27 protein-coding genes are annotated in these 22758 nt (G+C 40.7%); 14 read left to right on the top strand and 13 right to left on the bottom strand.

Annotated features, from left to right (window positions below):
• Window position 1: 1 nt before the first annotated feature.
• The 8 genes from BC343_RS25790 (at window position 2) to BC343_RS25825 (ending at window position 7058) form a co-directional block, all read left to right on the top strand.
• Window positions 2-220: a hypothetical protein gene (locus tag BC343_RS25790; RefSeq protein WP_078350693.1), complete on the top strand. Its 219-nt coding sequence runs from the start codon at window positions 2-4 to the stop codon at window positions 218-220.
• A 90-nt stretch (window positions 221-310) separates the two neighbouring features.
• Entirely contained in the window at window positions 311-508 is a 198-nt protein-coding gene (locus BC343_RS25795; RefSeq protein ID WP_078350694.1) for a hypothetical protein, read from the top strand.
• A 136-nt stretch (window positions 509-644) separates the two neighbouring features.
• Complete coding sequence (locus BC343_RS25800) at window positions 645-2153, top strand: type IV secretory system conjugative DNA transfer family protein (RefSeq protein ID WP_078350695.1); 1509 nt, start codon at window positions 645-647, stop codon at window positions 2151-2153.
• Between the two features lie 27 nt (window positions 2154-2180).
• Window positions 2181-2942, top strand: coding sequence for a hypothetical protein (locus tag BC343_RS25805; RefSeq protein ID WP_143822354.1), 762 nt, complete (start codon window positions 2181-2183; stop codon window positions 2940-2942).
• Window positions 2943-3070: 128 nt separating this feature from the next.
• A complete protein-coding gene (locus BC343_RS25810; RefSeq protein WP_238381870.1) occupies window positions 3071-3382 on the top strand; it encodes a helix-turn-helix domain-containing protein in 312 nt (103 codons plus the stop codon).
• Window positions 3383-3402: 20 nt separating this feature from the next.
• The gene (locus BC343_RS25815; RefSeq protein WP_078350697.1) at window positions 3403-3870 is read left to right on the top strand and encodes a hypothetical protein; all 468 of its coding nucleotides are present in this window, start codon (window positions 3403-3405) and stop codon (window positions 3868-3870) included.
• A gap of 76 nt (window positions 3871-3946) precedes the next feature.
• Window positions 3947-6694: a MobF family relaxase gene (mobF, locus tag BC343_RS25820; protein WP_078350698.1), complete on the top strand. Its 2748-nt coding sequence runs from the start codon at window positions 3947-3949 to the stop codon at window positions 6692-6694.
• On the top strand, window positions 6678-7058 hold the full coding sequence (locus BC343_RS25825; protein ID WP_078350699.1) for a hypothetical protein: 381 nt from the start codon (window positions 6678-6680) through the stop codon (window positions 7056-7058). Before mobF ends, BC343_RS25825 begins: the two co-directional genes overlap by 17 nt.
• A gap of 212 nt (window positions 7059-7270) precedes the next feature.
• Here the strand turns inward: BC343_RS25825 and BC343_RS25830 are convergent, their stop codons facing one another.
• The 6 genes from BC343_RS25830 to BC343_RS25850 form a co-directional block, all read right to left on the bottom strand.
• Entirely contained in the window at window positions 7271-8185 is a 915-nt protein-coding gene (locus BC343_RS25830) for an ArdC family protein (RefSeq protein ID WP_078350700.1), read from the bottom strand.
• A gap of 60 nt (window positions 8186-8245) precedes the next feature.
• Window positions 8246-8626, bottom strand: coding sequence for a DUF2958 domain-containing protein (locus BC343_RS25835; RefSeq protein WP_143822355.1), 381 nt, complete (start codon window positions 8624-8626; stop codon window positions 8246-8248).
• Window positions 8627-8833: 207 nt separating this feature from the next.
• Window positions 8834-9418, bottom strand: coding sequence for a DNA cytosine methyltransferase (locus BC343_RS31465; RefSeq protein WP_202909865.1), 585 nt, complete (start codon window positions 9416-9418; stop codon window positions 8834-8836).
• A gap of 1 nt (window position 9419) precedes the next feature.
• A complete protein-coding gene (locus BC343_RS31470) occupies window positions 9420-10133 on the bottom strand; it encodes a DNA cytosine methyltransferase (protein WP_202909866.1) in 714 nt (237 codons plus the stop codon).
• A gap of 35 nt (window positions 10134-10168) precedes the next feature.
• The gene (locus BC343_RS25845) at window positions 10169-10648 is read right to left on the bottom strand and encodes a JAB domain-containing protein (protein WP_078350701.1); all 480 of its coding nucleotides are present in this window, start codon (window positions 10646-10648) and stop codon (window positions 10169-10171) included.
• Window positions 10645-11556: a toprim domain-containing protein gene (locus BC343_RS25850; RefSeq protein ID WP_078350702.1), complete on the bottom strand. Its 912-nt coding sequence runs from the start codon at window positions 11554-11556 to the stop codon at window positions 10645-10647. Before BC343_RS25850 ends, BC343_RS25845 begins: the two co-directional genes overlap by 4 nt.
• A gap of 903 nt (window positions 11557-12459) precedes the next feature.
• Here BC343_RS25850 and BC343_RS25860 point away from each other — a divergent pair.
• The 3 genes from BC343_RS25860 to BC343_RS25870 all read left to right on the top strand — a co-directional run bounded on the left by BC343_RS25860 (window position 12460) and on the right by BC343_RS25870 (window position 15003).
• The gene (locus BC343_RS25860; RefSeq protein ID WP_078350704.1) at window positions 12460-12936 is read left to right on the top strand and encodes a hypothetical protein; all 477 of its coding nucleotides are present in this window, start codon (window positions 12460-12462) and stop codon (window positions 12934-12936) included.
• A 117-nt stretch (window positions 12937-13053) separates the two neighbouring features.
• Window positions 13054-13212 carry a hypothetical protein gene (locus BC343_RS31135; protein ID WP_156088774.1) on the top strand — a complete coding sequence of 53 codons (159 nt, stop codon included), beginning with the start codon at window positions 13054-13056 and terminating at the stop codon, window positions 13210-13212.
• Window positions 13213-13716: 504 nt separating this feature from the next.
• Complete coding sequence (locus BC343_RS25870) at window positions 13717-15003, top strand: DUF6538 domain-containing protein (protein ID WP_078350706.1); 1287 nt, start codon at window positions 13717-13719, stop codon at window positions 15001-15003.
• A gap of 19 nt (window positions 15004-15022) precedes the next feature.
• Here the strand turns inward: BC343_RS25870 and BC343_RS25875 are convergent, their stop codons facing one another.
• From BC343_RS25875 to BC343_RS25895, 5 genes are all read right to left on the bottom strand, one after another.
• Complete coding sequence (locus BC343_RS25875; RefSeq protein ID WP_078350707.1) at window positions 15023-15472, bottom strand: hypothetical protein; 450 nt, start codon at window positions 15470-15472, stop codon at window positions 15023-15025.
• Between the two features lie 73 nt (window positions 15473-15545).
• Complete coding sequence (locus BC343_RS25880) at window positions 15546-16190, bottom strand: SEC-C metal-binding domain-containing protein (RefSeq protein ID WP_162276947.1); 645 nt, start codon at window positions 16188-16190, stop codon at window positions 15546-15548.
• On the bottom strand, window positions 16183-17130 hold the full coding sequence (locus tag BC343_RS25885; protein WP_078350709.1) for a CBASS cGAMP synthase: 948 nt from the start codon (window positions 17128-17130) through the stop codon (window positions 16183-16185). Before BC343_RS25885 ends, BC343_RS25880 begins: the two co-directional genes overlap by 8 nt.
• Before the next feature lies 1 nt (window position 17131).
• Window positions 17132-18157, bottom strand: a complete 1026-nt coding sequence (locus BC343_RS25890; protein ID WP_078350710.1) for a CBASS cGAMP-activated phospholipase — start codon at window positions 18155-18157, stop codon at window positions 17132-17134.
• A 3-nt stretch (window positions 18158-18160) separates the two neighbouring features.
• On the bottom strand, window positions 18161-18433 hold the full coding sequence (locus BC343_RS25895; protein WP_078350711.1) for a hypothetical protein: 273 nt from the start codon (window positions 18431-18433) through the stop codon (window positions 18161-18163).
• Window positions 18434-18555: 122 nt separating this feature from the next.
• On the opposite strand from BC343_RS25895, the gene BC343_RS25900 reads away from it, so the two are divergent.
• The 3 genes from BC343_RS25900 to BC343_RS25910 are packed head-to-tail and all read left to right on the top strand — an operon-like array spanning window position 18556 to window position 20312.
• Window positions 18556-19146, top strand: a complete 591-nt coding sequence (locus BC343_RS25900; protein WP_078350712.1) for a hypothetical protein — start codon at window positions 18556-18558, stop codon at window positions 19144-19146.
• A 1-nt stretch (window position 19147) separates the two neighbouring features.
• A complete protein-coding gene (locus BC343_RS25905) occupies window positions 19148-19552 on the top strand; it encodes a hypothetical protein (RefSeq protein ID WP_078350713.1) in 405 nt (134 codons plus the stop codon).
• Window positions 19533-20312 (top strand): ImmA/IrrE family metallo-endopeptidase, encoded by a 780-nt coding sequence (locus BC343_RS25910; RefSeq protein ID WP_078350714.1) that lies wholly within the window; start codon window positions 19533-19535, stop codon window positions 20310-20312. The genes BC343_RS25905 and BC343_RS25910 overlap by 20 nt, the downstream gene beginning before the upstream one ends.
• Window positions 20313-20698: 386 nt before the next feature.
• Here BC343_RS25910 and BC343_RS25915 read toward each other — a convergent pair whose 3' ends face one another.
• Window positions 20699-21790 (bottom strand): hypothetical protein, encoded by a 1092-nt coding sequence (locus tag BC343_RS25915; protein ID WP_078350715.1) that lies wholly within the window; start codon window positions 21788-21790, stop codon window positions 20699-20701.
• Window positions 21791-22253: 463 nt separating this feature from the next.
• Window positions 22254-22748, bottom strand: coding sequence for a hypothetical protein (locus tag BC343_RS25920; RefSeq protein ID WP_238381871.1), 495 nt, complete (start codon window positions 22746-22748; stop codon window positions 22254-22256).
• Between the last annotated feature and the right edge of the window lie 10 nt (window positions 22749-22758).

The raw sequence follows: 22758 nt of genomic DNA on the forward strand, positions 1-22758 counted from the left end.
CATGAAAACAAAAATCAATTTCAAAAAGCTATCCGCCTTATTTGGGCTGGTACGTAGCGGCAGCAGAAGCATAACCCTTGAAAACACGGATTTTTCATCAAAATCCCGTTTTACTCTTTCTGAAGATGGGGATGCCTTTAAAGCCCAATTTGGCTCCTTTGAAAGCCCCGATCCAGAAACATTGCCACAGCCCTATGACCCTCAACGCGACGGGAATTAAAGAAATAAGGAAAACGCCTCAACCTTTCAAAAGCGGCAGCGGAATAGAAGACCGCTATAACAAACGACTAATCCTTTAAACATTAAGATCATGGGATTTACAAAAGACCAGGAAAAGATTTTAAGTAGTGCCGGTTACAGCAAGTCGCAGCTAGATTCAAACAAATGGATCAATGGCAGCCACTCTGCAAAAGCCTCGGATGGCGGTTCCGTTACATGGAATACCGACAAGCAAACCTGGAACGGTAGCGGCATGTCTAATACATCTTTCCGCAACAAAGCTAAATGAGCCAATGCCTGACGAGGAACGCTCATTAAATTAACCGCCTCGGCTGGCCAGCGGGGACGGTTTTAAACCGCAAAAAACAGATTTATTAACCCGGAACGGACCTAAACTAAGGGCCGTAAAGGATAGCTATTTTTCAATGGAAACGAGACAATACATTGATTTGGACACGCCGTTAATGAATTTCGGCGATTCACAATCCTGTTTTACCATCCGTGATGCTGTGTCTGGCCTAAGTATTACGGGTAATACAGGCTCGGGAAAGAGTACAGGGTCGGCAGCGAACTTTGCGCTTAAGTACCTTAAGGCCGGCATGGGTGGGCTAGTGCTCACCGTAAAGCCATCAGACCGCAGGGATTGGGTAAAATATTGCATCCACACTGGAAGGGAGAAGGATTTGATCATCGTCGAGCCAGGCGGAAGACACCGCTTCAACGCCCTAAAGTACATCAGCCAAGAAAAGGACGGAGAGCGGGCTATTACTGATAACATCGTGGAGGTATTAAACACGGTGATACGCGCTGAAGAAGATCGGCAAGTGCGTAGTGATGATAGTTTTTGGGAAAACGCCCTGACGACTTTGATGTCGATGATGGTCGACCTTTGCCTTATCGCTTTCGGCAAGGTGACGATAGATGACCTCTATAACATTGTGCAGTCCCTGCCCCGGCCTAACGAAACTCTGAATGATGCCATTGAGCCAAATTCCCAAAGCGCGTTCCGGCAGGCATACAAGCTGGCGAAACTGTCTATCGACAAAAAGGTAGCAACCTGGAAGCAAAAAAGAACGGCGGAAGGTAATAATCAGTTCGCTAACCAATCTGCGTATGAAGAAGCATTATATGACGCTGTTCCAGATGCAAGGCAGTTCAATTATATCACTGAGTATTTCTGGAATAGCTTTCGGTTTTTATCGCCCAAAACACGCTCACTGGTTGAGTATATTTTCTCAGGGTTCTTATACAGTTTTTTGAGAGAGCCGGTATATAGCCTATTCTCGAAAGGCGAATCTACCTTCAAGCCGGAGGACTGTTTTGAAGGAAAGATAATCCTTTTGTGCCTGCCGATAAAAAAGTACCACCGCGTTGGTCGGCTCTGCCAAACCCAATTCAAATACATTTGGCAAAGAGCTGTAGAAAAACGGGTAGTCGATGATTATTCCCTACCCGTCTTCCTTTGGTCGGATGAAGCGCAGAATACCGTTCATGAGCATGATAGCGACTTTTTAGCGACAGCTAGGTCCAGCCGCGTGGCAACAGTGTTCATTAGCCAAAACTTACCGAACTACTATGCGGCCATGGGAGGCGAAAAAGGCAAGTATCGCGTCGCCAGTATGCTCGCCAATTTGTCCTGTAAGATCTTCCACAGTTGCACTTGCATAGAAACAAATAAATGGGCTTCAGATCTCGTCGGAGAAGACTACATGCCCGATCCTTCGATGAATATTTCCATCAGCCAAAACAACTTTACTTCCGGCCAAAACCTCAGTTTGAAGCTGCAAAAGGTTTTCAGGCCCGAAAAGTTCACAACGCTAAAAGTCGGAGGTGCTTCATCGAATTATAACGTTGAGGCCATCATTTATAAGCAAGGTGACCCGATACACCGCAACAAAAACTACTCCATCATCAATTTCAAACAATTCTTCTAATCAATAACAATTTAACAAACAAACACAATGAAAACACATCCATTAATGGTCTCCACCTTTGGCCGCATGAACGTTTTAAAAAGGTATGTCTTGGTATTCTTCTTCGGTATCTCCAGCTTTCCGCGCTTACTTTTGGAAGTTCACCTGCGCAAGAATTTTGGCTACAGATACTTTAAAAGTATCTCCGCATTAACCATTGGGATTCCGATGTTGATCTATCCAATCGCCGTTGGATTTGGCACCGTCGATTCCTTTAAAGGGTTTCTTGATTACTTGTTGCACTATGCGAGCTGGTTCGGCTTTATGGCGCTATTCGCCTATGCCTGTGTTAAAAGGCAGCATGAGGTCACCCATGAACCGGGAGTTTATGATTTCGCCAAGGTTTCTGACTATAGCGGTGACAGGAACCCGATATTGGAGAATCTGATATTGTTCGGCAAGCCTGTAACGACCAAAATGGTTATTACGTTGATAGAGCCTGGTATTTTCTTTTTCATCGGCTTAGGGCTTATCATTTTCAAACAACCTATTGGTGGCGTCCTGTTGGTTTGCAGCATCATGTATTCGTTATGTTACTTCGGCGCCATCTATTTAGCCGATGAATCCATGATGGACACCATTGACGATATCATCCGCCAAGAGGAACTTGCCAACGTTATTGTAAAAGGAAGGGGCCCCGAGAAAACCCGCGGTTTCGAAATGTTCTGCGACTTCCCTGAAAGCGTCGATCTGCGTCAAAAAATTTTCGAAGCTGTGCAACGCCAAACCGAGATTTTGCAGGCCTATTAACCCTCCAAAGCTGTGCTTCGGGAAGATGTCTGATGGATAAAACCAACCTTGGAACTAATTTATTAGTTCATCTTCCCTGGCACTGCTTTATCTCTAACCCAATCTATTAACCCATAAGTATTACAGGTATGGAAAAGGATAAAATTGAAATCATCTGCATGGAAAGTGCAGCATTTTTTGAGCTGATCAAAGAAGTAATAGAAAGGTTCAAACTAACGCAAAGCCCCAAAGAAGATAAGTGGATATCCGGCATGGAAGCAATGAAAATGCTTCGGATCAAAAGCAAAGCGACCTTGCAGAAAATGCGCGACGAAGGCCATATCCGCTACAGCCAACCCGAGAAGAAGATTATCCTATATGATGTGGATTCCATCCACGAATATTTAGAGGATTTTGTTTACGAGCCCTTTGGTACAGCAAGCGGAAAAATTCTTCGATGAGATTTTAATAAAGCACAATTATGAATAAGAAAAGTAACGGACCGATGCCCGTCGAATATGAATACATGAACGGCGTTGTAACTCGAGCGCAAGAGCATGTGTTTTTGATAAATGCTGAAATGGAAAAACTAGAAGGCAATCCGGTAAATGAGAAACGCCTGGTCAACCTGCAGGAAGAAAAAAGCAATCTTGTTGAGGGGCTGAAACGAGATGTTGAATTGCAAACATTTGAAAGCGGGTTTGAGCATTCAATGGAAATTCAAAATATCGTTGACAAGACATTAAGTGATGAGGCTTATCAGCAAGTGAGATCGGATGTGTACTCGTCGGGCAAAACCTACGAGAACTCTAATTACTGGCAAGATAAGTATGAGAGGAATATTGATTTGTTAAAAAATGAATATAGCCAAACTGAAAGGTTGCCTGAATTAGATAGGGCGCAGGAATTGGAATCACTCAACGGGTATGATGAATTTGAGAAGGATTAATTAACCATCATTCACTGTGGTTGATTTTTTGAAAAATATCGTAGGTGGGCATACGCCCTGAATTATCCTCACTGCTATGATAAGGATGATACAAAGCAAATCGGCTGCTCATGCCAAAATGTATTTTAATGATGCGCTGAGCAAATCCGATTACTACATCAATGACCAGGAGTTGCCCGGTAAGTTTTCAGGGCTGCTTGCTGATCGCCTTGGAATAACAGGCGCAGCTTCCAAAGATGTGTTCTACGAATTATGCGACAACATTAACCCAGCGACGGGTGGCAACTTAACGCCCCGTACAAAAGAGGAACGTACAACGGGATATGATGTAAATTTTCATTGCCCCAAATCCGTATCTATAATACATGCTCTTTCAAACGACGATCATATCCTTGAGGCTTTTGAGGACGCGGTTAACCGTACTTTAAAAGAAATCGAAGCGGACAGTATGACGCGGGTACGGAAAGGAGGTAAGGATGAAAACCGTAAAACGGGGGAATTAATTATCGCGCAATTTACCCACCAAACATCCCGCCCGGTTGAAGGTGAGCTACCAGACTGCCATTTGCATCAGCATGCATATATTTTCAATAGTACATATGATCCAATTGAAAAACGTATCAAGGCTGCCCAATTCCGGGAAATTAAACGGGATATGCCTTACTACCAGGCGCGCTTTCATAAGCGGTTATCTGATAATCTGATAGACCTTGGTTACGATATCCGGGTAACCGATTACGCATTTGAGATTGCTGGCGTGCCAAAAAGCGCTATCGATTATATGTCGAAGCGCACTAATGAGATCGGGCAATATGCTAAAGAGCATAACATCTCCGACCCTGCTCTATTGAGCGAGATCGGCGCTAAAACACGCGGTAAAAAACAAAGCGGGTTGTCAATGGCGGAATTAAAAAAGGCTTGGAATGAACAGATCGGTCAACAAATCAGTTACGCTGACGGTGAAAAAGAGCAAGCCATCCGTTATAGCCCAAATAGAAAAGAGGAACGCCTACATGTTAAAGAATGCGTGGACTTTGCACTCGAGCATTCATTTGAACGTGCATCAGTCATGCAAGAGCGCCGTTTATTGGCCAACACGGTCAAGCATAGCATTGGTGAGCGGCATATCGGGATAGAAGCAATAGAAAACGCAATATCCCAAGACCAAAGGCTTATCCATGTACAGCAAGGGCATTTGGGCTACTACACCACTAAAGAAGTGTTAGCCGAAGAACGTGAAATGGTGCAGCTTGCCCGCAAGGGAACCAATCGGTTCAAACCACTATACTCCGAACGCCCCGAGATCCGCTACGACGGCGAGCAAGGCGAAGCGATAGCGCATGTCCTAACGTCAACCGACCAAACAAGTATCATCAGGGGAGTTGCAGGTGCGGGTAAAACTACCTCCTTGTTAGAACTTGACAAGCTTGTCCAAGCCGCTGGCAAGAAAACATTTATTGTTACGCCGATGGCTAAGACCGCGCGAGAGCAATTACCCGCAGAGGGGTTCAATGACTCAGACACAGTAGCAAAACTTCTTGCCGATACCGAGCACCAGGAAAAACTCAAAAACCAAGTCCTGATCGTTGACGAAGCGGGGCAATTAGGTACGAAGGATATGGTTTCGTTACTGAATGTAGCTGATAAGCAAAATTGCCGGTTGGTACTTGTTGGCGATACAAGGCAGCATACCGCTGTGTTGCGTGGTGATGCGCTTAGGGTTGTTAATACGATAGGCAATATACCAACTGCCGAGGTAAGTAAAATATATCGGCAGAGAAGCAACGCTCAGTATTTGGCAGCGGTTGAAGATCTGTCCAAGGGCGATGTTGAAAGTGCTTTTGACAAATTGGATAATATGGGGGCGATAAAAAGCATCGACCCATTAAAACCCAACAAAGAACTTGTTGAGGATTATATGGCGGCTGTAAAAAAGAAAAAAACGGCGTTAGTTGTTTCACCAACACGCAAACAGGGGCAGGCTGTCAGCAAAGAGATACGCGCAGAATTACAGAAAGCGGGGCTTATTGGCAAACGCGAGATAGCTGCGAAGAAGCTGGAAAACTTAAACTTCACAGATGCGCAAAAAGCCGACTGGCGAAAATATGAGCCGGGCCAGGTTATACAATTCAGCCAAAATGTACCAAAGATTAAGCGGGGGAGCGTATGGCAATTAAAAGAAGTGAAAGACAACTTGGTCACCATGGAAAATGAATCCGGGGAGCAAAAGCAACTGCCCCTCGAAAAGGCAAGTTCGTTTAACGTTTACCGATCCAACGAAATTTTGCTGGCGAAAGGCGACCAAATCAAGATTACACAAGGTGGCTTTGATATCGATGACACGCGTTTGAACAACGGGCAAACGATGAACGTTGTTAAAGTCTCTAAGAATGGCGATGTTCATTTACGAAATAACCAAAGTAAAGCTACTTATCGGATAAGCAAGGATTTCGGACATATCGACCACGATTATTGCAGTACCAGCCATTTATCCCAGGGTAAAACGGTGGACGTGGTGCTGATCTCACAGCCTGCCGACACTTTCAGCGCAACAAACGCCAAGCAATTCTATGTATCAGTTTCTCGCGGAAAAGAAAATGTAACCATCTACACCGATGATAAAGATAAGTTGCTTGAAAACGCAGCCCAACTTGGCGACCGTAAATCAGCAATGGAATTGGTGGGCGATGAGCCAATTCATCATGAGCATATAGCGATTCAGGAATTAGATAAACAGCGGGCATATCAGCATAAGGAAAACGAAAAAGAGTTATTGAGTAAGGATCACAACCGCTATTACGAGGACTATGAGCCAAGACTTTAAACTGAAATACGACCAGATTCTTGAGAACCAACCGGGGCAGCCACAATTGTCTCCAGATGATAAGTTATATCCCAATACAGGCTATAACCGTAATATTGGGTTCCTGTGGCCATCAGGCAATTGCGAGGCTTTCAATTACGCCTATTTAGTACGATTGCAATTCCTGCCTACCGAAAACGCGATATACATGACGTTTACAACGCATATTGTAAAAATTGAAGGAAACGGTTTACAAGCTTTATATTTTGAATTATTCGACCAGCGCAATCGTATAATCGAGTGCCTTGAAGAAAGGTACGCGGCAATTTCAGACACTAAAACTTTTATCAAAAAAATTACGGTGACAGAAGCGAAAAGCAGATAGCAGAACTTATAAATTGACGTTGCACAAGCCAACTTTTCTAAACCTGATTGGCGCGGATACCGGCCTATGGCTAAGGCCTGCAGGGTATGAGCAGAAAGCAGGGCTACAGCTTCCAAAGCACTACTGCCGTTCATTTCCTAAAAGTCGAACACCAATACAAAACTGAACATAGAAAGAAAAGCCGCCCGATCGATTTGCCGGGCGGCGATTGCTTATTCAGGTTGAAGGTCACGCAGGTAATCAGTAGCCTTAGAAGCTTCACTTGCTGCAGTAATGAGAAAGCGGTTATTCTCCTTTAGTACTTTAAGCCAGTGATCGATATACCCGGCATGGTCGCCCTTCTCGACTGTGTTAATTCCGAACCCAGCACAAAGAAATGCTGCGCCAAATTCTGCGACCAATTCTTCAACCGCATAGTTTTGATCGCCGAACTTTTTGCCTTTCGTTCGGTCAAGGCGATGCTTGGCACCTGACCAGTGTACAAGTTCATGCAAAACAGTTGAATAAAACCCTTCCGTTGCCGAGCATGTGGCTGTAGGATGAAAGCTCTCGGGAAATGGCACCAAAATCTTATCGTCCTGGATTTTGTAGCAGGCACCTCCGTCATGGGTTTCGATGATAGCTTTTGTATTCTCTAGGAATGTATCTACTTCATTGATTTGCTCAATGAGGTAAGGATTGAAGATTTGTTCTTCGGCTTTTGGCTGTTCATAACTGGACAGTTGACAGCGATTGAAAACATAAGATGCTTTCAGGAATGGTATCTTCTCGACCTCACCGTCTTTTTCTTTTTCGATGGTATCATAGTAAACGACGAGGTTTCCCTTCTCGCCTTTGCGGACAAATTCATTCTTACTTTGCCACTGCTTGAAGCTTGCCCATTCGGAAGTTGGAAATTTATTTTTTATTGCAGCAGACCAAAGCAACACGATATTGATACCCCGATAATAATTGCCCGTAACCTGATTGGATGGCAAATTCAATGGCGGCGTGTAACCACTTTCTGACCATGATTGCTGCCATGGTATCACACCATTTTCCAGTTGTTCGATAATCGTGTCAGTCACTGTTTGATAGATGTCTTTGTACTTTGTAGATGATTTTGTTTCGTTGACTATGGATGTCATTTTCTTATCCTTTATGATAGTTGAGAGAAAGAAAAGCCCGACGATGCGCCGGGCCTAGGTTTAGGAGTTTTTCAGTTTGAGAGCTGCATTACGTAGAGAAGTTTCATCAGTAGTAATGTATCGGACCGTCCTTGCTGCTTCAGCATAAACGCTGATCGGATATTTCCCCTCAAAGCTTTCATCACGGCATAGGACGCGAAAGAACCCTTGCACTTGCTGCAGTTCATTCAGATCAACATAACCAAGTTCCGGAAAGCCCATGCCCAGGTCGCAAAGTCCGAACGCCATCTCCGGGTATTCCGGATTGATCTCAGAGATTAGCCAGCAGCAACGGGTGTTCGTTACAAATAGTTTAACTACCGGTTTATCGTCGCTTGCTTCGTTAAAGTTGCTGCCGTTTTCGACTAATTGCTTATACTCGTCGTTTGTAAAAAGTTTCATTTGATAGCCTTTTCTGTTGGAGTTAATGGTTGCAGGAGATGGACAACCGGAGGTTTAGCGAACAAACCGGCTGTTATTTTGGATGGGCGAGTGAATGCCCTGAAAGGGCAGAGGAAAATAATAGTTGGTGACGAGAGCGCCTTCGGTTAATCTCCATGCAAAACCATTGGCTCGATCCATCAGTAAAGGCATGGAATTGATGACGGATTACGACACGTCAAATATTGCTTCTGATAAATGGCGTGCAATCTTTTCAACGACACCGACGACAAGTGCATTGCCCATGAAAAATCCGCGTTTTGCATTACTGGCTTCAGCGGTGAAATCATCGGGGAACATATTCAGGCGTTCGAGTTCGACCGGCATTAGTCGCCGGAACCTTCCATCTTCGGTTTGAATGACGTGCGTAAACCGCGATGCAGAGCTACCGCCCTCTCCCGTAATCATGGTGCGGGCCGGCTTATCAAGTGCATCAGGAAAAGGCATTCCGCCGCATTTGTAAGTATAAGCCTCTCCCGTTTTCTTTGAGCGCTTTTCGACCGATTTGGAAGCCTTTAAGAAGCGCCATCGTGGAACAATATCTTCATCAAGAAAAAAGGCTTTATCAACCGAAAGTGCAGGAACAAGAATGTCACCCAGTGTTTTACAGGCGCCAATAAATGCTGGGTAAAGCCGTTGGGTTATCACTTGCCTGTCAATCATGACACCAGCGTTATAAAGTAGCTTTTCGGTTTTCTTTAAATGGGGGATCTCAATATCACTAAGCGGGCCTTCAATTTTGAATTGGCGCATTTTAACCTCGTGTTGTTGCAGGGAAAGCTTTAGCAAATACACCATTGTGGGCGAGCCATTTGCCGCATGTGAAAGTGGATTTGACTTTTTCGAATATGGGCGTGCTATGATGGTAGCCGATCATGAAGAGGCGTCGACGTTTTTGAGGCATGCCGTAATCTGCGGCATTGATAACCCGCCATTCCACCGCGTAACCAAGGTCAGAAAGGCTTGCCAAAATAGTCGCAAAGTCGTGACCCTTGCGATCAATTGGAGTACCTAATATTCGGTCAACATTTTCGAGCACAACATACTTCACCGGCGTTCCAACCTTGGACTTGTCTTTAAGGATGCGGTGTATCTCCCACCACAAGGAACCTTTCTTGCCTTTTATCCCCGTGAACTGGCTTGCGTGATTGGCGATAGAATAGTCCTGGCAAGGAAACCCGCCAACTAATAGGTCATGGTCTGGGATTTCAGCAGTACTAATGGTTTTGATATCTGCATTGCTGTGGCCTTCTTTTCCAAAATTCGCCTCATAGATTTTTGAAGCATGTTGGATTTTAGTAGATGGTTCCCATTGATTGCTCCACACAACGTCAAAATCGTTTTTGATGATTTCATGGTAGCCGCTTAATGGCGACAAACCATCCCATCCCTCTAATCCAATCCGGAAGCCTCCAACACCGGCAAAAAGTTCTACTACCCTGATCTTGCAATCATGGTTATTTACCATCGTAAATCCTTTGGTTCGAGTTGATTTTAGTTTTGTTAGTCGAAGTTTGGCATTAGTGCGTCATCATTCATTGATGAATAGCCATGTCTCGTGATGATGATATGATCCCATACTTTGATCCCAAATATTCGGGCACCTTCACAAAACTTATGAGTAAGGCTAATATCAGAAGGGCTTGCTGCTGTGTTACCAGATGGATGATTATGAGCTAAGCATATTCCCGCAGCATTGCTTTTCAGGCAGATGCCGAACACAATTTTAGGGTCGGCTAAACACTGAGTTGTGCTTCCTGTAGCGATATTGGAAACGCCAATAACCGTATTGTTTTGAGCGAGCAAGATAATTTTAAACTCCTCGACCAGATCAATACGGTTATCATCCCAAACGGCGCGAAAGACAGCGTGGGCATTCTTTGAGGAAGTAACAATAGGCCTCATTTTAGGATCAACCTGATTTTTATAAACCAGTTCAATTTCTGCTACATTAAATGGAATATTTTTGAGTTTATTCTTCATCGCAGCTCCAATGGCGGTAAATTCGATGAGTGCATATGGCACTCATTTAAATCCTTAAATCCGTTATAGAGGTGGTTGTTGACCTTTAACTTTAATCCAGGTTCCGATGCTATAAATTCGGCAAGCCGTTGATTGGCTTTCATTCCAGCCTTGTCATTGTCCATCCATGTGTAAGCGTATTTGTACCCGTAATTTTTGATATAACGGATAGCGTGATCTACACATGCCACAGAATTAAGTACGATTACGTCGTGTTCTAATTTACCTTCGTGAATAGTTGCGTAAGTAAGGAAATCCATAAATCCCTCAAATAGCATCACACCGTCCGGTTTTGGCTTATCTGAACGAATAAAGGAAATGGTTTTTGGTGATACGCAACTTTTAAAAAACTTATTGCGTAACTCATAACCACCGTCCTCATTTTGAAATCCAACCGCAAATATTTTCGTATTGGTGACGACGTTTTGAACGTAAATTTCTTTGAGGTATTTAGGCGCAATTTCAACGTCTATTCCGCGTGCCACTAAATATTGTAACAAGGCGACATTTTCCAACCGCCTCGTATCTATTAGTTTCCAGTTGCTCTTTTTTCCTTTAACTCGGTCTCTTGGTGTTATTTGTAATGGGTCGAGATTTGTATTTTTTATCCAGCGTAAGGCATCAGTAGCTTGATGGCTGTAGCCGCCATATTTTAGGATGGATATAACCAATTGAAACGCATTCCCGCCTTCACCTTCCCCGTGATCGAACCAAACGTTTTCAATTTTATTTAAGTGAAAACTCGGCGTTTTTTCATTTCGAAATGGTGAATAATAGGTTGCATCGGTTTCATTTTCCCGTGTTGGTTTCAATTCGAGTTTTGCCAAAATATCGGCAATAGCAATGGCTTTCGCCTGCTCAATGTTCATTGGGCGTTCCTTAGTTATTTGAATGTCATCAGTTATTTTATCGCTTTGCGTGTTTGATTAAGCGCTGTTCCAGAAAGGCATCCAAGACGGATCGACGATAAACCACTCTGCCGCCGCGCATTTCAGGCTTTAGATCGTAGGTCTTTCTTGAATCCCAGGTTTTAAATGAGTGCGGAGAAAGTTTTGTGTGCCGAGCGGCTTCCTTACGATTTAAGAACGGATCGTGTTTGTTATTCATCTCATGCTTTCTGTTGTAAAAATGTTTTGGCGTTGTTAAACGCGGGCATGAGATAGCGGCATCGACTCCTCGTTGTCAAACGAAACATAGTTTCGTCAACGGTAACAGGTGGGTACACATACCGATGTAGTATTATTTAATAAATCGCTATCAGGTTAGTCGTGCTATTAATCGAAATTATTATTGTCAGTATTTAATTTGAGCAGTTTTTAGTAACAAAATTGATTGTAGAGCATCTAAAACAAAACATCCCATCAGGTATTAAAACCTTGTTAGTGTTAATCCAGAACGACTTCCTCAAATCTTGTATTTACCTAAAAGACTAATTTAATTTTCTGTTTTTTATTCGGTTTAGATAAGCATTTGTCTTCTAGCTATCAATTCATATAATCAATACAAACTTATTTGCGCCAATAGTTCTGTTGTTATTTTCTGAATTCAGACATAAAACACTGCATAAATCTTTGCTTTACGCTTGTTAGAACAATTTCGTTACGACAATTCGAACAAAATACTACTCCAAAGCCTTATAAATGATAGATAAGTACTCATAGAGATTATCGCAAAAAAAATCAAAATCACAATTAACTTATGTCAATACCATTGGCGACATATGTTTGTCCGTTTAGGAAATCAAATCATTATTCAAAATATAACCTAATTATATGAAAACAATCATTGACATAAACAAAGGTCCTAAAGCAATTTTTCAAGCTTTACATTATCAATTTGACGAAGTGGATGCTGATGTTAGTGCTGGAGATTCAAATAATCTCAAATTTCAGCAATATATAGAACAAGGATTTGCACAACATTTTAATCCTATTTTAAATGGGAAAAATCACGAAATCGAATCTAAAAGAAATAAGAGGCTCGAAATGAGCTCGATGGGGGATGCAGAGAGAAATAAGCACCATCTAATTATTGAATATTTATTAGATATTTTGCCCATAATCGTTTTAGGGAAAATAAAGGTTTACGATGTCGAGATTGTAAAAAAAGCACATTTTGCCTCTGCGAAAATTGTCGAAAGCTTAGGAGACTCCTATTTGCCTTTATTTGATGCGATAACAAACCTTTTACTAGAGTGTGATAAAAAAGGTGGACTAAAAACTCTAGCACATGCTGTCGCGAGAACCTAGAAGTGGCAAGGATTTGTAGCGTTGATAATATGAAATATATCCCTAATTCTCTTTTTTAGTATGATAGAACAACTTTTTATGGAGGTGTTTTAAATGTTGGATATAGAGAGATTACAGATGGCACGTTTTGCTGCTGCCAAAATCGTTGAAAAACTCGGGGACGAGTATTTAATCTTCTTTGAGCGTATCCATAAAGAGATCATCAATGCTCAAAAGCAGTTAGATTTAAAATCACTTGCCTTAAAAGCAGCAAAAAAAGAAGTTATCAGCATTTAGTCGAATACAATGGGATTTTCATTACCGTCGATGATAATGCTTAATAATGATGCCGTACTACCAGTGTATTTAGCGAAAGGTAACAGGTATAAAAACATCAATATCTGTCTGTAATAATATTGGGGGGATGGCTTCATTCTTTTCCTCGGGGTTTTAAAACAAATTTTTCAGTAGTTAAAAATCATGTTTAAAGATTAAGCAAGTCAAAATCTATTTCTATTGACTTTGTACATTGCTTGATGTTAGAATTTATATGAGATGTCACACAGGCTGTCACACACTCTTCTCAATTTGCGAAAATATTTCGCAATAACATCAATCAAATAGTTTTTAAAACTTATAGGAAACGCTGTCTCTGTCACCGCCATTTTTACCCAAAAAAGTTCGTCGGATTTCTCGGTTTATCGTTGATAAATTGAGAAAATTCCGCGCGTCCAGGCAAAGCACAGCTAGTTTCCCCTGCAAGTTTCGAAAACTTGTCACGCACAAGGGAACACATTAGCCATGCTCAACCTGATCTGCCGTCAGAATATCTGGTACTTTAACCGCCGTGTACCAGCTGAATTTAAAGCCTTTGACTCCCGCCTAAATATCCGAATTTCACTCAAAACGAAATGCAAGAAAGAAGCTGTTCGTCTTGCAGGGTTAGAGAACACCCGCCTTTTAGAGTATTGGAAAAGCCTTTTAGCCACAGGTAAAGAGCCCAATCATAACGATTTTGCCCAAGTTGCCAAACGTTCCGAAGTTTTAGGCTTCCAATACGTCGATAAACTCGAATTGGTTGTTGGAGAAATCTCCAAACTGGTTGACAGGTTATTATTTGTCTTTGATGGAAAAATAAATCCGAGCCAAGCTGAAGCGGTGCTAGGAATGGTTCCCGAACCTGAAATAATGCTCTCACAATTATTGGAAAAATATATCGAGCTAAAACGTGAAGTTAAATTAGATAAATCAGACCGCCAGTATAAGAAGTGGGAGAACCCGCGAATTCTTGCCATGAACAACTTTGTAAATGTAGTGACCGATAAGCCAGTTCAAAAGTTGGATCGCCAGGATATGCTCGACCTTAAAGATTGGTGGATTGACCGAATAGCTGCGGAACACTTAAGCAAGGGCACCGCCAACAAAAACATGCAGCATGTAAAAAGTATTGTTGAAACGGTTTGTAAAAACCTAAAAATTAAAATCGACCGCCAACACTTATTCGAGGACGTGTTCTTCAGAGGCAAAAATCATAAAGAGCGTCTGCCATTTTCGACAGATCACATTCGAAATATTTTGCTTAACCCGGAAAGCCTCAAAGATTTATCCGATCACTACCAAAAAATGATATGGGTATTTGCAGAAACAGGCGCCCATATTGATGAGCAAGTCGCTATTCGGCCTGAAAACATTTTTTTAGATCATGAAATCCCTCATGTGGCGATTACCTCTCATGACAAGGATAAGTTAAAAACTGTTCATCGGGAACGAGTAATTCCATTAGTTGGTTATGCGTTAGATGCTTTTAAAGCTTATCCTCAAGGTTTTTCTGCTTTAGTTGAAAATCCTGATAAAGCGAGTTCTGCTATTGGCAAATATCTACGTGAAAATGAGTTGTTGCCCTCTGATCGCCATAGCTTGTATTCATTGCGGCATAGTTTCCAAGACCGACTTACTAATTCAGATTGCCCAGATCGCATTCAAACGGACTTAATGGGGCATGCTTTTAAAGGGCGAACCAAATATGGAACAGGTGCCTCTTTAGAACATGCGTTAAATTGGATGAGTAAGATACAATTGAAAATATGAGTCAAAAAACACTACAGCATTAATTTGGCTTATAAACGAAAAGATACAACGGTTTCTTCTTTCCTGAAATACGCAACTCGAGAAATAAAGCCTCTCCTTCGTGCTTATGAGAATTCCAATCGAATTCATACTGATCCTTAAAATCAAATTGCTTCCTGGAATGAGGCGGTAGATTTACATGCAAGTCTTCGTTATTGCGTGATAAAACCCCTTCGTATTTATATCTAAACAGTCCTTGTCTTTTAACCCAAACAACATCCCAATAATCAATAAGTATGGGTTTTGATGAGATGTTGGTCAGGTAAATGATATTCCATTCATCGGGATAATACGACATTGTATAGCTTACTTGTAGGCTTCTATTGTCACGCCTATATTCGACAACTCTGATCCAGGCTAAGACGATGGCTACCATCAGGCTAATCAATGAAATAAACAGGCTGGCAAACGATATTTGAATAGCTGACATATTTTTTTGGTAAAATGTTTCTACTGGTAAAGTTTTGTATTTCTATTTAACAATACCTCTAACGCAACGAACGCTATGCATTCTCAATATACAATAACAGCTGTGCTACAATTTTTACTGGCAAAGGTTTAAAAATTCGAAATGCGTTTCGATGGCATCTTCGATATTTATTTCCGCTTCCGCAAAAGCAATCACTCACCCTATTCGGCTCTACATTATTTACGATGTAACGGATTAAATTAGAAATCTCGTTCAAGTTGTTAGTTTTGAAAAGATCTCGAAAATAAGCCTGGTTTCCTTCTATTCCGTGAACTCGTTCATTGAGAAAATAACCATGCATTTCCCTATGCTTTTGGTTAAAAAAATAAGGGATGATTTGCTGGTGGAAGAACCATTCCAAGGTTATGCCATTGGAACAGGCAATAATTTCCTCCGGGACAGAACATATACAAGCATGCCCATCAGCGTAAACATGCCAGTCGACGTTAACCGGTATTCGTCCATTTGTTTCATAAACGTATGGAAAACTTAGGGGATAATCATCCGGGCAAACAATTCTTATCTCGTAAGAATCGATTTGTTGTCCTTGCTCATCGTTCAAAAACAGAGTACCGGCCAGCTGCGGCACACCCTCCCCATTCTTTGAAAAAATAAAGGATGGGAAGTTAGAAACCAAGGCTAAAGCCTCTTTCTCGAATTGGGAATAACTATCATTCACAAGCCCATGGAGTTGATGTTGCTGCTCCGGCCACGACAGCATTCGCGGTTCGGTTACTCTGTTGTTTTTCGTCTTTGCCTTCAGGGAAACGACTTCCTAAGTGTTTTTTCCAAAGCTTGCTTGCTGTCAATTGATTTTCTTCTTTAAGAGCCGCATCAGCATCATTTATGAAATCTTTTAAAGCATTCAAAAAATTACTCTTACGGGTTTCATCATAATCTGCAAATAAGTCATCGTTGGGCTTGGCGGGAACGATGCACTTAAAATCACGATCCAACTCCTTTTTTATTTCTTTGAGGATATCTCGTAGAGTAATATCGTCTCGATCATTTAAAACGATCTTATCTTTGGCATTACCAGCCAGGATGGTCATAGCCAAGCCACTTGGCATCCTGTGCCTGCGCTCATCACACCACCCTTTTAAATACTTTACGTCCCTAATAAGTTTGCCCGACTTGTCCTTCTTGCCTTCAAACCACTCCACCATCGCCTTTGGATCACTAGCCTCAAATCCGTTACTCTTTACGGCAATCTGATAATCTTCGCCTTCTACTTTGTAATAGATTGGATGATCGATTTCATAGTCTCCGGCGAAAATAGATCGAATACATTTTTTTCGATGCTCTGGATCAGTGTCCGTATAACCATCAACTGCATCCCACACCCAATTTTGCAGAGTTGTTGAAGTGACATCCGGCTTTCTAAAAAAATATATACCATCGTCTAAGTCGCATATATCATCCTTCGTACGTATGCCTGATTTCATCTTATGTGAACCCTGTATAAAAAACTTGGGCTCATAATCTGGATGGTTATCTTTAAACCATTTACGAATCCTCTTCCTCAAGCCCTCTTTTGAAGTAATCATTCGGTTTTTTTTACTTGATCCGATAGAGATATCTTCGTGATAACCTAAAAACAAGTCGTGACAGTTCGCCATATTATGTAGATTTTAAAAAATTAACAATACTTACCAAATTCCTTTTTGCAAGTTCATCACCGATTGCTTCGAGCCTTTCAAGGTCTTTTTTGCCAGACGCATTCAAGTCGATTATATCGCCCCCCATATCATATTGTACCCTCAAATAATCGAAACCCTTGGCCGTCTTTTCGGTAAGGCGTTTAAGGAAGTTGAGATACTCTTCTGTAATCTGTGCTTGGCTATCGAGAATAACATCGAGCAAACGAGGTTTAGGAAATAGCCAATACCAAAGATCTTTCGGTCTCCAACCCGTTTTAATAACGTGCTTTCCTTTGCCGGTCCCTAACGACAACAAACTAACTTCTGAGAAATTATATTCAAGCTTTTCAGTGGCTTCTAAGACTCCAATCAAAGCTGGATTATTGGCAAAAATGCCTCCATCGATCATGTTGACATTTTTTCCATTGCCATGTTCATTGGAAAAACTAAATGTGTGGGGTGGGAAGTACACCGGTGCAGAAGCGCTCGACATCGCTACCTCATGGGCAGGCAACTTGTAGTCACGTTTATAGTCTTTATGATGCTTCGTCTTCAAAACATTAATCTGTCCGTCGTTTCCATTAAAGGTGGGGATGCAGACACGAGTTTTTAAATCTGCCATCAAAGGCGTTTTGCCACCGTTTGCTTTTGTATAAACATCTTCGAGTATCTTATGCAGTGCCTTATTACTGTAAATTGATGTTAAAAATGCGCGAGCTCGACTAGGAACTATTTTGAAATACCATTTCGGAAAAATGGCTTTAGCGTGTTTCTTATAGAAATCCACCAAATCAGCAGCGGGTATGCCCAATGCAATAGCAATCGCTAAGATAGCGCCTGTCGATGTACCGCATATTAAGTCGAAATACTCATAAAGCTTCTTTTCAGGATTTTCACTTTTCAATTCATTTTCTAACTCAAATAATACCTTGGCGGGTATCATACCTCTAATCCCGCCACCATCTATGGATAGAATACGGAATTTTTTCTTTTCTGCGCCCTCCATAATTTATTTAAACGGTTCCCCGCAGATTGCTGCCCAATTTGTCCATTCAGTGGAAATACAACGCTCTAATTTTACCGTTAGCCCTTTGCATGTAATCTTAGCGTCTTCTCTAGCCGCCTCGGCACTTTTCGTGGCGTGATAAAGAGTAGTATTGGGGAAATAAATCACCTCACAATTTATTGTGCCTGGTATCTGATCTTCATATCCTAGTTTAAACATTGCTTTTTTAAATTCCACATGTTTCGATGGAATGTCGTATGTAATAATAATTGCCATGATATTTTTTTATATTGCCTTTGAAATCCAGCACCTAAACCTGGGCTTCATAATTACAATAACCGAAACCTTTAAAAATCCCACCACCGGTGTAAAAAAATATTTTCCCGGTTATTATTATCATGGAAACTGGCAAGTATTTCATCGCTAATCATCAAAAAATCCAACTCGTCAGTCAAGTTGGATGGAAGGCAGCGTTAGCTAAATGTAGAGAACATATAAGATGGAGATTGCGGCAAAAAACACTATCAGGTGTGCACACTTCGGCCAACCTAGGAGAAGACCCTGTGGATTATTATTTGGGGATTTCTTACGAAAAACTTTTGACCGGTGCTTGGGAATGGAAAGATGAACACACCTTGGGTCAGCAGATGATTCGAATTGCTGATAGTTATATAAGCAAAGAAATTGAAAAAGCAACATCGGCTAAAGCAAATGCGTTTAAAGTGGTCTATACCGATGTCGAACAGGAGTTTTACGATCTTGCCGCACCACCTATCGATGATGAGGAACACCAAGACATGGAAAACCGATTATTAATGATAGAAAATGCGGTAGCCGGCGATGAACAATTAGAGTTTATGGTCGAAGGCCTGAAAGAAGGTAAGAAGAGATCAGAGTTGGCAGATCTATTAAATATTGGTGTCCGGCAATTGGATAAACTAAGGGAAAAACTAATAAGACGAATTAAGACTCAGCAGTCAAATAAATGATATGGCACCCCCAAATGCAAAACAAATCCTAAGCAATCTTTATGGCCTGATGATGGAGATAAACTATCATCGCCCCGATGAGGAAGTTTTAGAAGATTTAAAAAGCTCAGAGCCTCAATTAGAAAAGCACTTGCTTAAGATTAAACAACTTTCTGCAAAAATAAAGGCTAACCAAAACAAGTCACGCTTTGAGAATGCGGTGGAGATGCTTAGGAAATTAAAAGAAAAAGGAATTGAGGAACTGGAAAAGTTGTTGCCCCCGCTAGAGCAATCTAAATTAATTCCTTTATTCAACCGGTTTCAAGAGCTAACCAAACAAGACGAAGCAAACATTTTAGCCGACCAGGAATTATTGCAATTAATTGAATTGATTAAAGACAAAATCGATGATAGTCCCTCACAGTAATCCGGCCAGCGCGGCAAGGGCTTTGCATGAATACTTGGGATGGACGAATCCTAAAGATTTTACCGTAGACGAGATTGCTAGCTCACTAGGTATTCTTGTAAAAGATGCACCCATAGAAGGTTCTGATGGTCGTATTTTAATCAAAGGAAAAACCGCGATAATTACAATTAACAGTGCCATCACACGCTATGAAAGGAGAAACTTCATTTTGACACATGAAATCGGGCATTTCCTACTTCACAAAAATATTTCAGCGCTATTTTCCGACACGGAACTTACATTGTCTGAATGGTATAAAAAAGGAATACATGAACAAGAGGCAAATACTTTTGCATCCGAGTTTTTAATGCCTGAGGAATTATTTAAAGCTAAAGTCGTTCGGCAAAAATTAAGTACAAACTTAATCCATGACGTAGCAGGATATTTTGGGACCTCTTTGCTCGCTACCTTTATAAGGTACGTGACTTTGGGTGAATATCCAGCAATGGTTATATTCATGAAAGATGCGACGGTCTGCTGGAAATTATATTCAAAAGATTTCCCATTCACCTATCTTCCTAAAGAATCAAAAGTGCCGGCTTGGACGGTAGCGGGCGACTATTTTTATAAAGGCCAATTGGAGGCACAGCCTGAAAAAGTTAGCGCAATAGAATGGTTCCCAGAAGATTATCAAATAAAATACAAATCCGATTCGAAGCTATGGGAACAATGTTATCAAGTTGGGCGCAACTGCTTAGTATCTTGCTTGTGGACGAATTAACGAAATTGAGTTTCAAGAATAACTGCAATTTGTTCCAAATGACAAATCCTGATGCGATAGCATAATGCGACAAGTGCATAGGTATCCTGATGCTTTAGAGAAAAGTTCAAGGGTGGCGGGTATCTTCTGCCATCTATAACGGCAGTCATTTACTGAAAAGAGCACTATTATAGTGCTCTTTTCTTATAGCCAGTGCTCCCAGTTCCGTCCAATTTTAGATATGTCATATTCTATTATTTTAGCTTGCAAAAGTAATTAGATAAATCAGTAATTCACAACTTTAAATTATTAACATTAGCCTGATGAGCCAGTTCCACAATTAATTTTTGACATTTTATCCTCCTTTGTATGTTGACAATTTTTAATCGGAATCGTTTAGTTTTAAACTATTTTTCTAATAAAAGGGTTTTTGATACTTCAGTATAATACAGTATTTTTTCATTTGGCAATAGATGTTTTTCTTTAGAATTATAAGGATTTCCTGGACTTATTACATAATCTATTATAGGGCCAGCCAATCCTTCTGATGACATTTTTTGAACTTTGAGATTTATGTTTTCTCCTTTTAATTGATTATGAATGGTAAAATTTAGAGAGGAAGTAAATCTAGAGACTTCGCAATATGACCAATTCTCTAATTTGTCGATGTCCGTCTCAGCTGCATATACCTCATAAGTTAGCTCAATGCCTAACTCGGAATCTTGATTGATTAAATAATTAAAATTTATAGGATTTAACCCATCCACCAATTGATAGTTATCTGTAGCAGTTATCTTAGTTTCAAGTGTGTGTTGAAAATCGGATGGATCAATTTTTTTCAAAGATATGACTTTGCCAAAACTTCCATTTACGACCTTATCCGGCAAGATTGTTATAGCTCGATTAGGGGATTCGAAATCCCTGTCCTTGCACATGTTCGTCATAACCTGTATACGTTTTACAATAATGTGAAAGATGCGTGTTTCTTCAAAATAATCAATAATGTGGACATCGTAATGTACCGCTTTATTGTAAGCTAATAATATCGAAATTTTCCCCTTCAAAAAATCAAATACGTGGAAATTATTTTTAACGTGTTGGCTATTCATTATTGCTTTAATTCTACTGTCAAATTCGTGATCCTCGGGATTTTTGGTGGAAAGTTTAATCGAGATAATTGAGATTGCTAATGTCAGAAACATAAACATCATTAAATCTTCAAAAGCAGAAGCAGAAAAAGAAACCCCAAAACCTTCTCCAAAGTAATTTGATAACGCGGAAAGCCAGTAGTCTTTATGACCTTTAAAAATCCAGAGATATAACGCGAGAACTAATAAATATACCACGAACAAAAATCTCATTTTAAACAGTAATCTCAGGAATTCTATCCACCCATCTTTAGAAGGAATTCCTAGAAAATCCAATAATTTGTTGCGCTTTTTTGAACGTTGGCTTTGGTCTTTTTCTGTTTGACCTTCGGTTTCTTTTGATGAGCTCATCTTTATATTACTATTTGAATAATTACGTACATTCCTCCCATTTTGCCCCGTCGAGACATGTTGTATTCGCATAACAAGATGCTATTTCCAGATTAGAAATTAATTTACTTAAAACCCGAGAAAGTGATTTGAAATATTAAATCGGGAAGTTTTAAAAAAGATGCACAATCAGAATAGGTGCCTTTAAAACAAGAATGTATATTGCTCATGGTGTTTAGGTTATGCTCTAAAGATAAAGAATTAATAATACGAAAACAAGCCCGCTAATAATATTTTACTGTTCTAAATAATATTCGCTATTGTCTTGCCGTCAATCAGCGCTATTCGCACTAACTATTCATCAAACAAAGCCCCCTAACACTCGCTGCTTGGGGGCTTTAACCTAAACCTTATCACAATAGTGGCGGACGCCACCAGTAATAGAAGCTGTAAGTTAAGTATTAAATTTTATTGGAAACCTAGTTCAATCATTTTTAATATGCCGCGCAAACCAATGTAAGTTTCTCTCAATAACGACACGGTTGTCGTAAACATCCCTGCCCTCGACTTTTAAGTGCAGTAATGATAATTGTTTACGGTAAAATATCATTTGTTCATCCGTGTAGCTTTCATCAAATTCTTTTGAAAATACATCCAAATATCTACCAGGTATTAAGACTTTATGGGTAGTGGGAGTAATTGGAATACCATCGTATGACTTTGGGTTTATTTCCAAACTATCCTGTATGTTGTAATATGCTTGACCGTTTTTGTAGAATGTTAACTTTTGAATTATCAAGGGACCAACACCATTATTTTGAACGCGCACAAATAATATTCTACCCCGATCCGTGCAATCAATTTGAGGCAAAGGCTTGACGGACTTTACGTTATGAACACGTTGTTGATATGCTTGATAAAACGTTGCCAATAATGCACTAACGGAAATTACGATAGAGGAAGAATCTAAAATGTCCAAGAAACACCAT

Origin of the sequence: Mucilaginibacter pedocola (assembly GCF_002013915.1) — a bacterium.
In the GTDB taxonomy this organism is placed as follows: domain Bacteria; phylum Bacteroidota; class Bacteroidia; order Sphingobacteriales; family Sphingobacteriaceae; genus Mucilaginibacter; species Mucilaginibacter pedocola.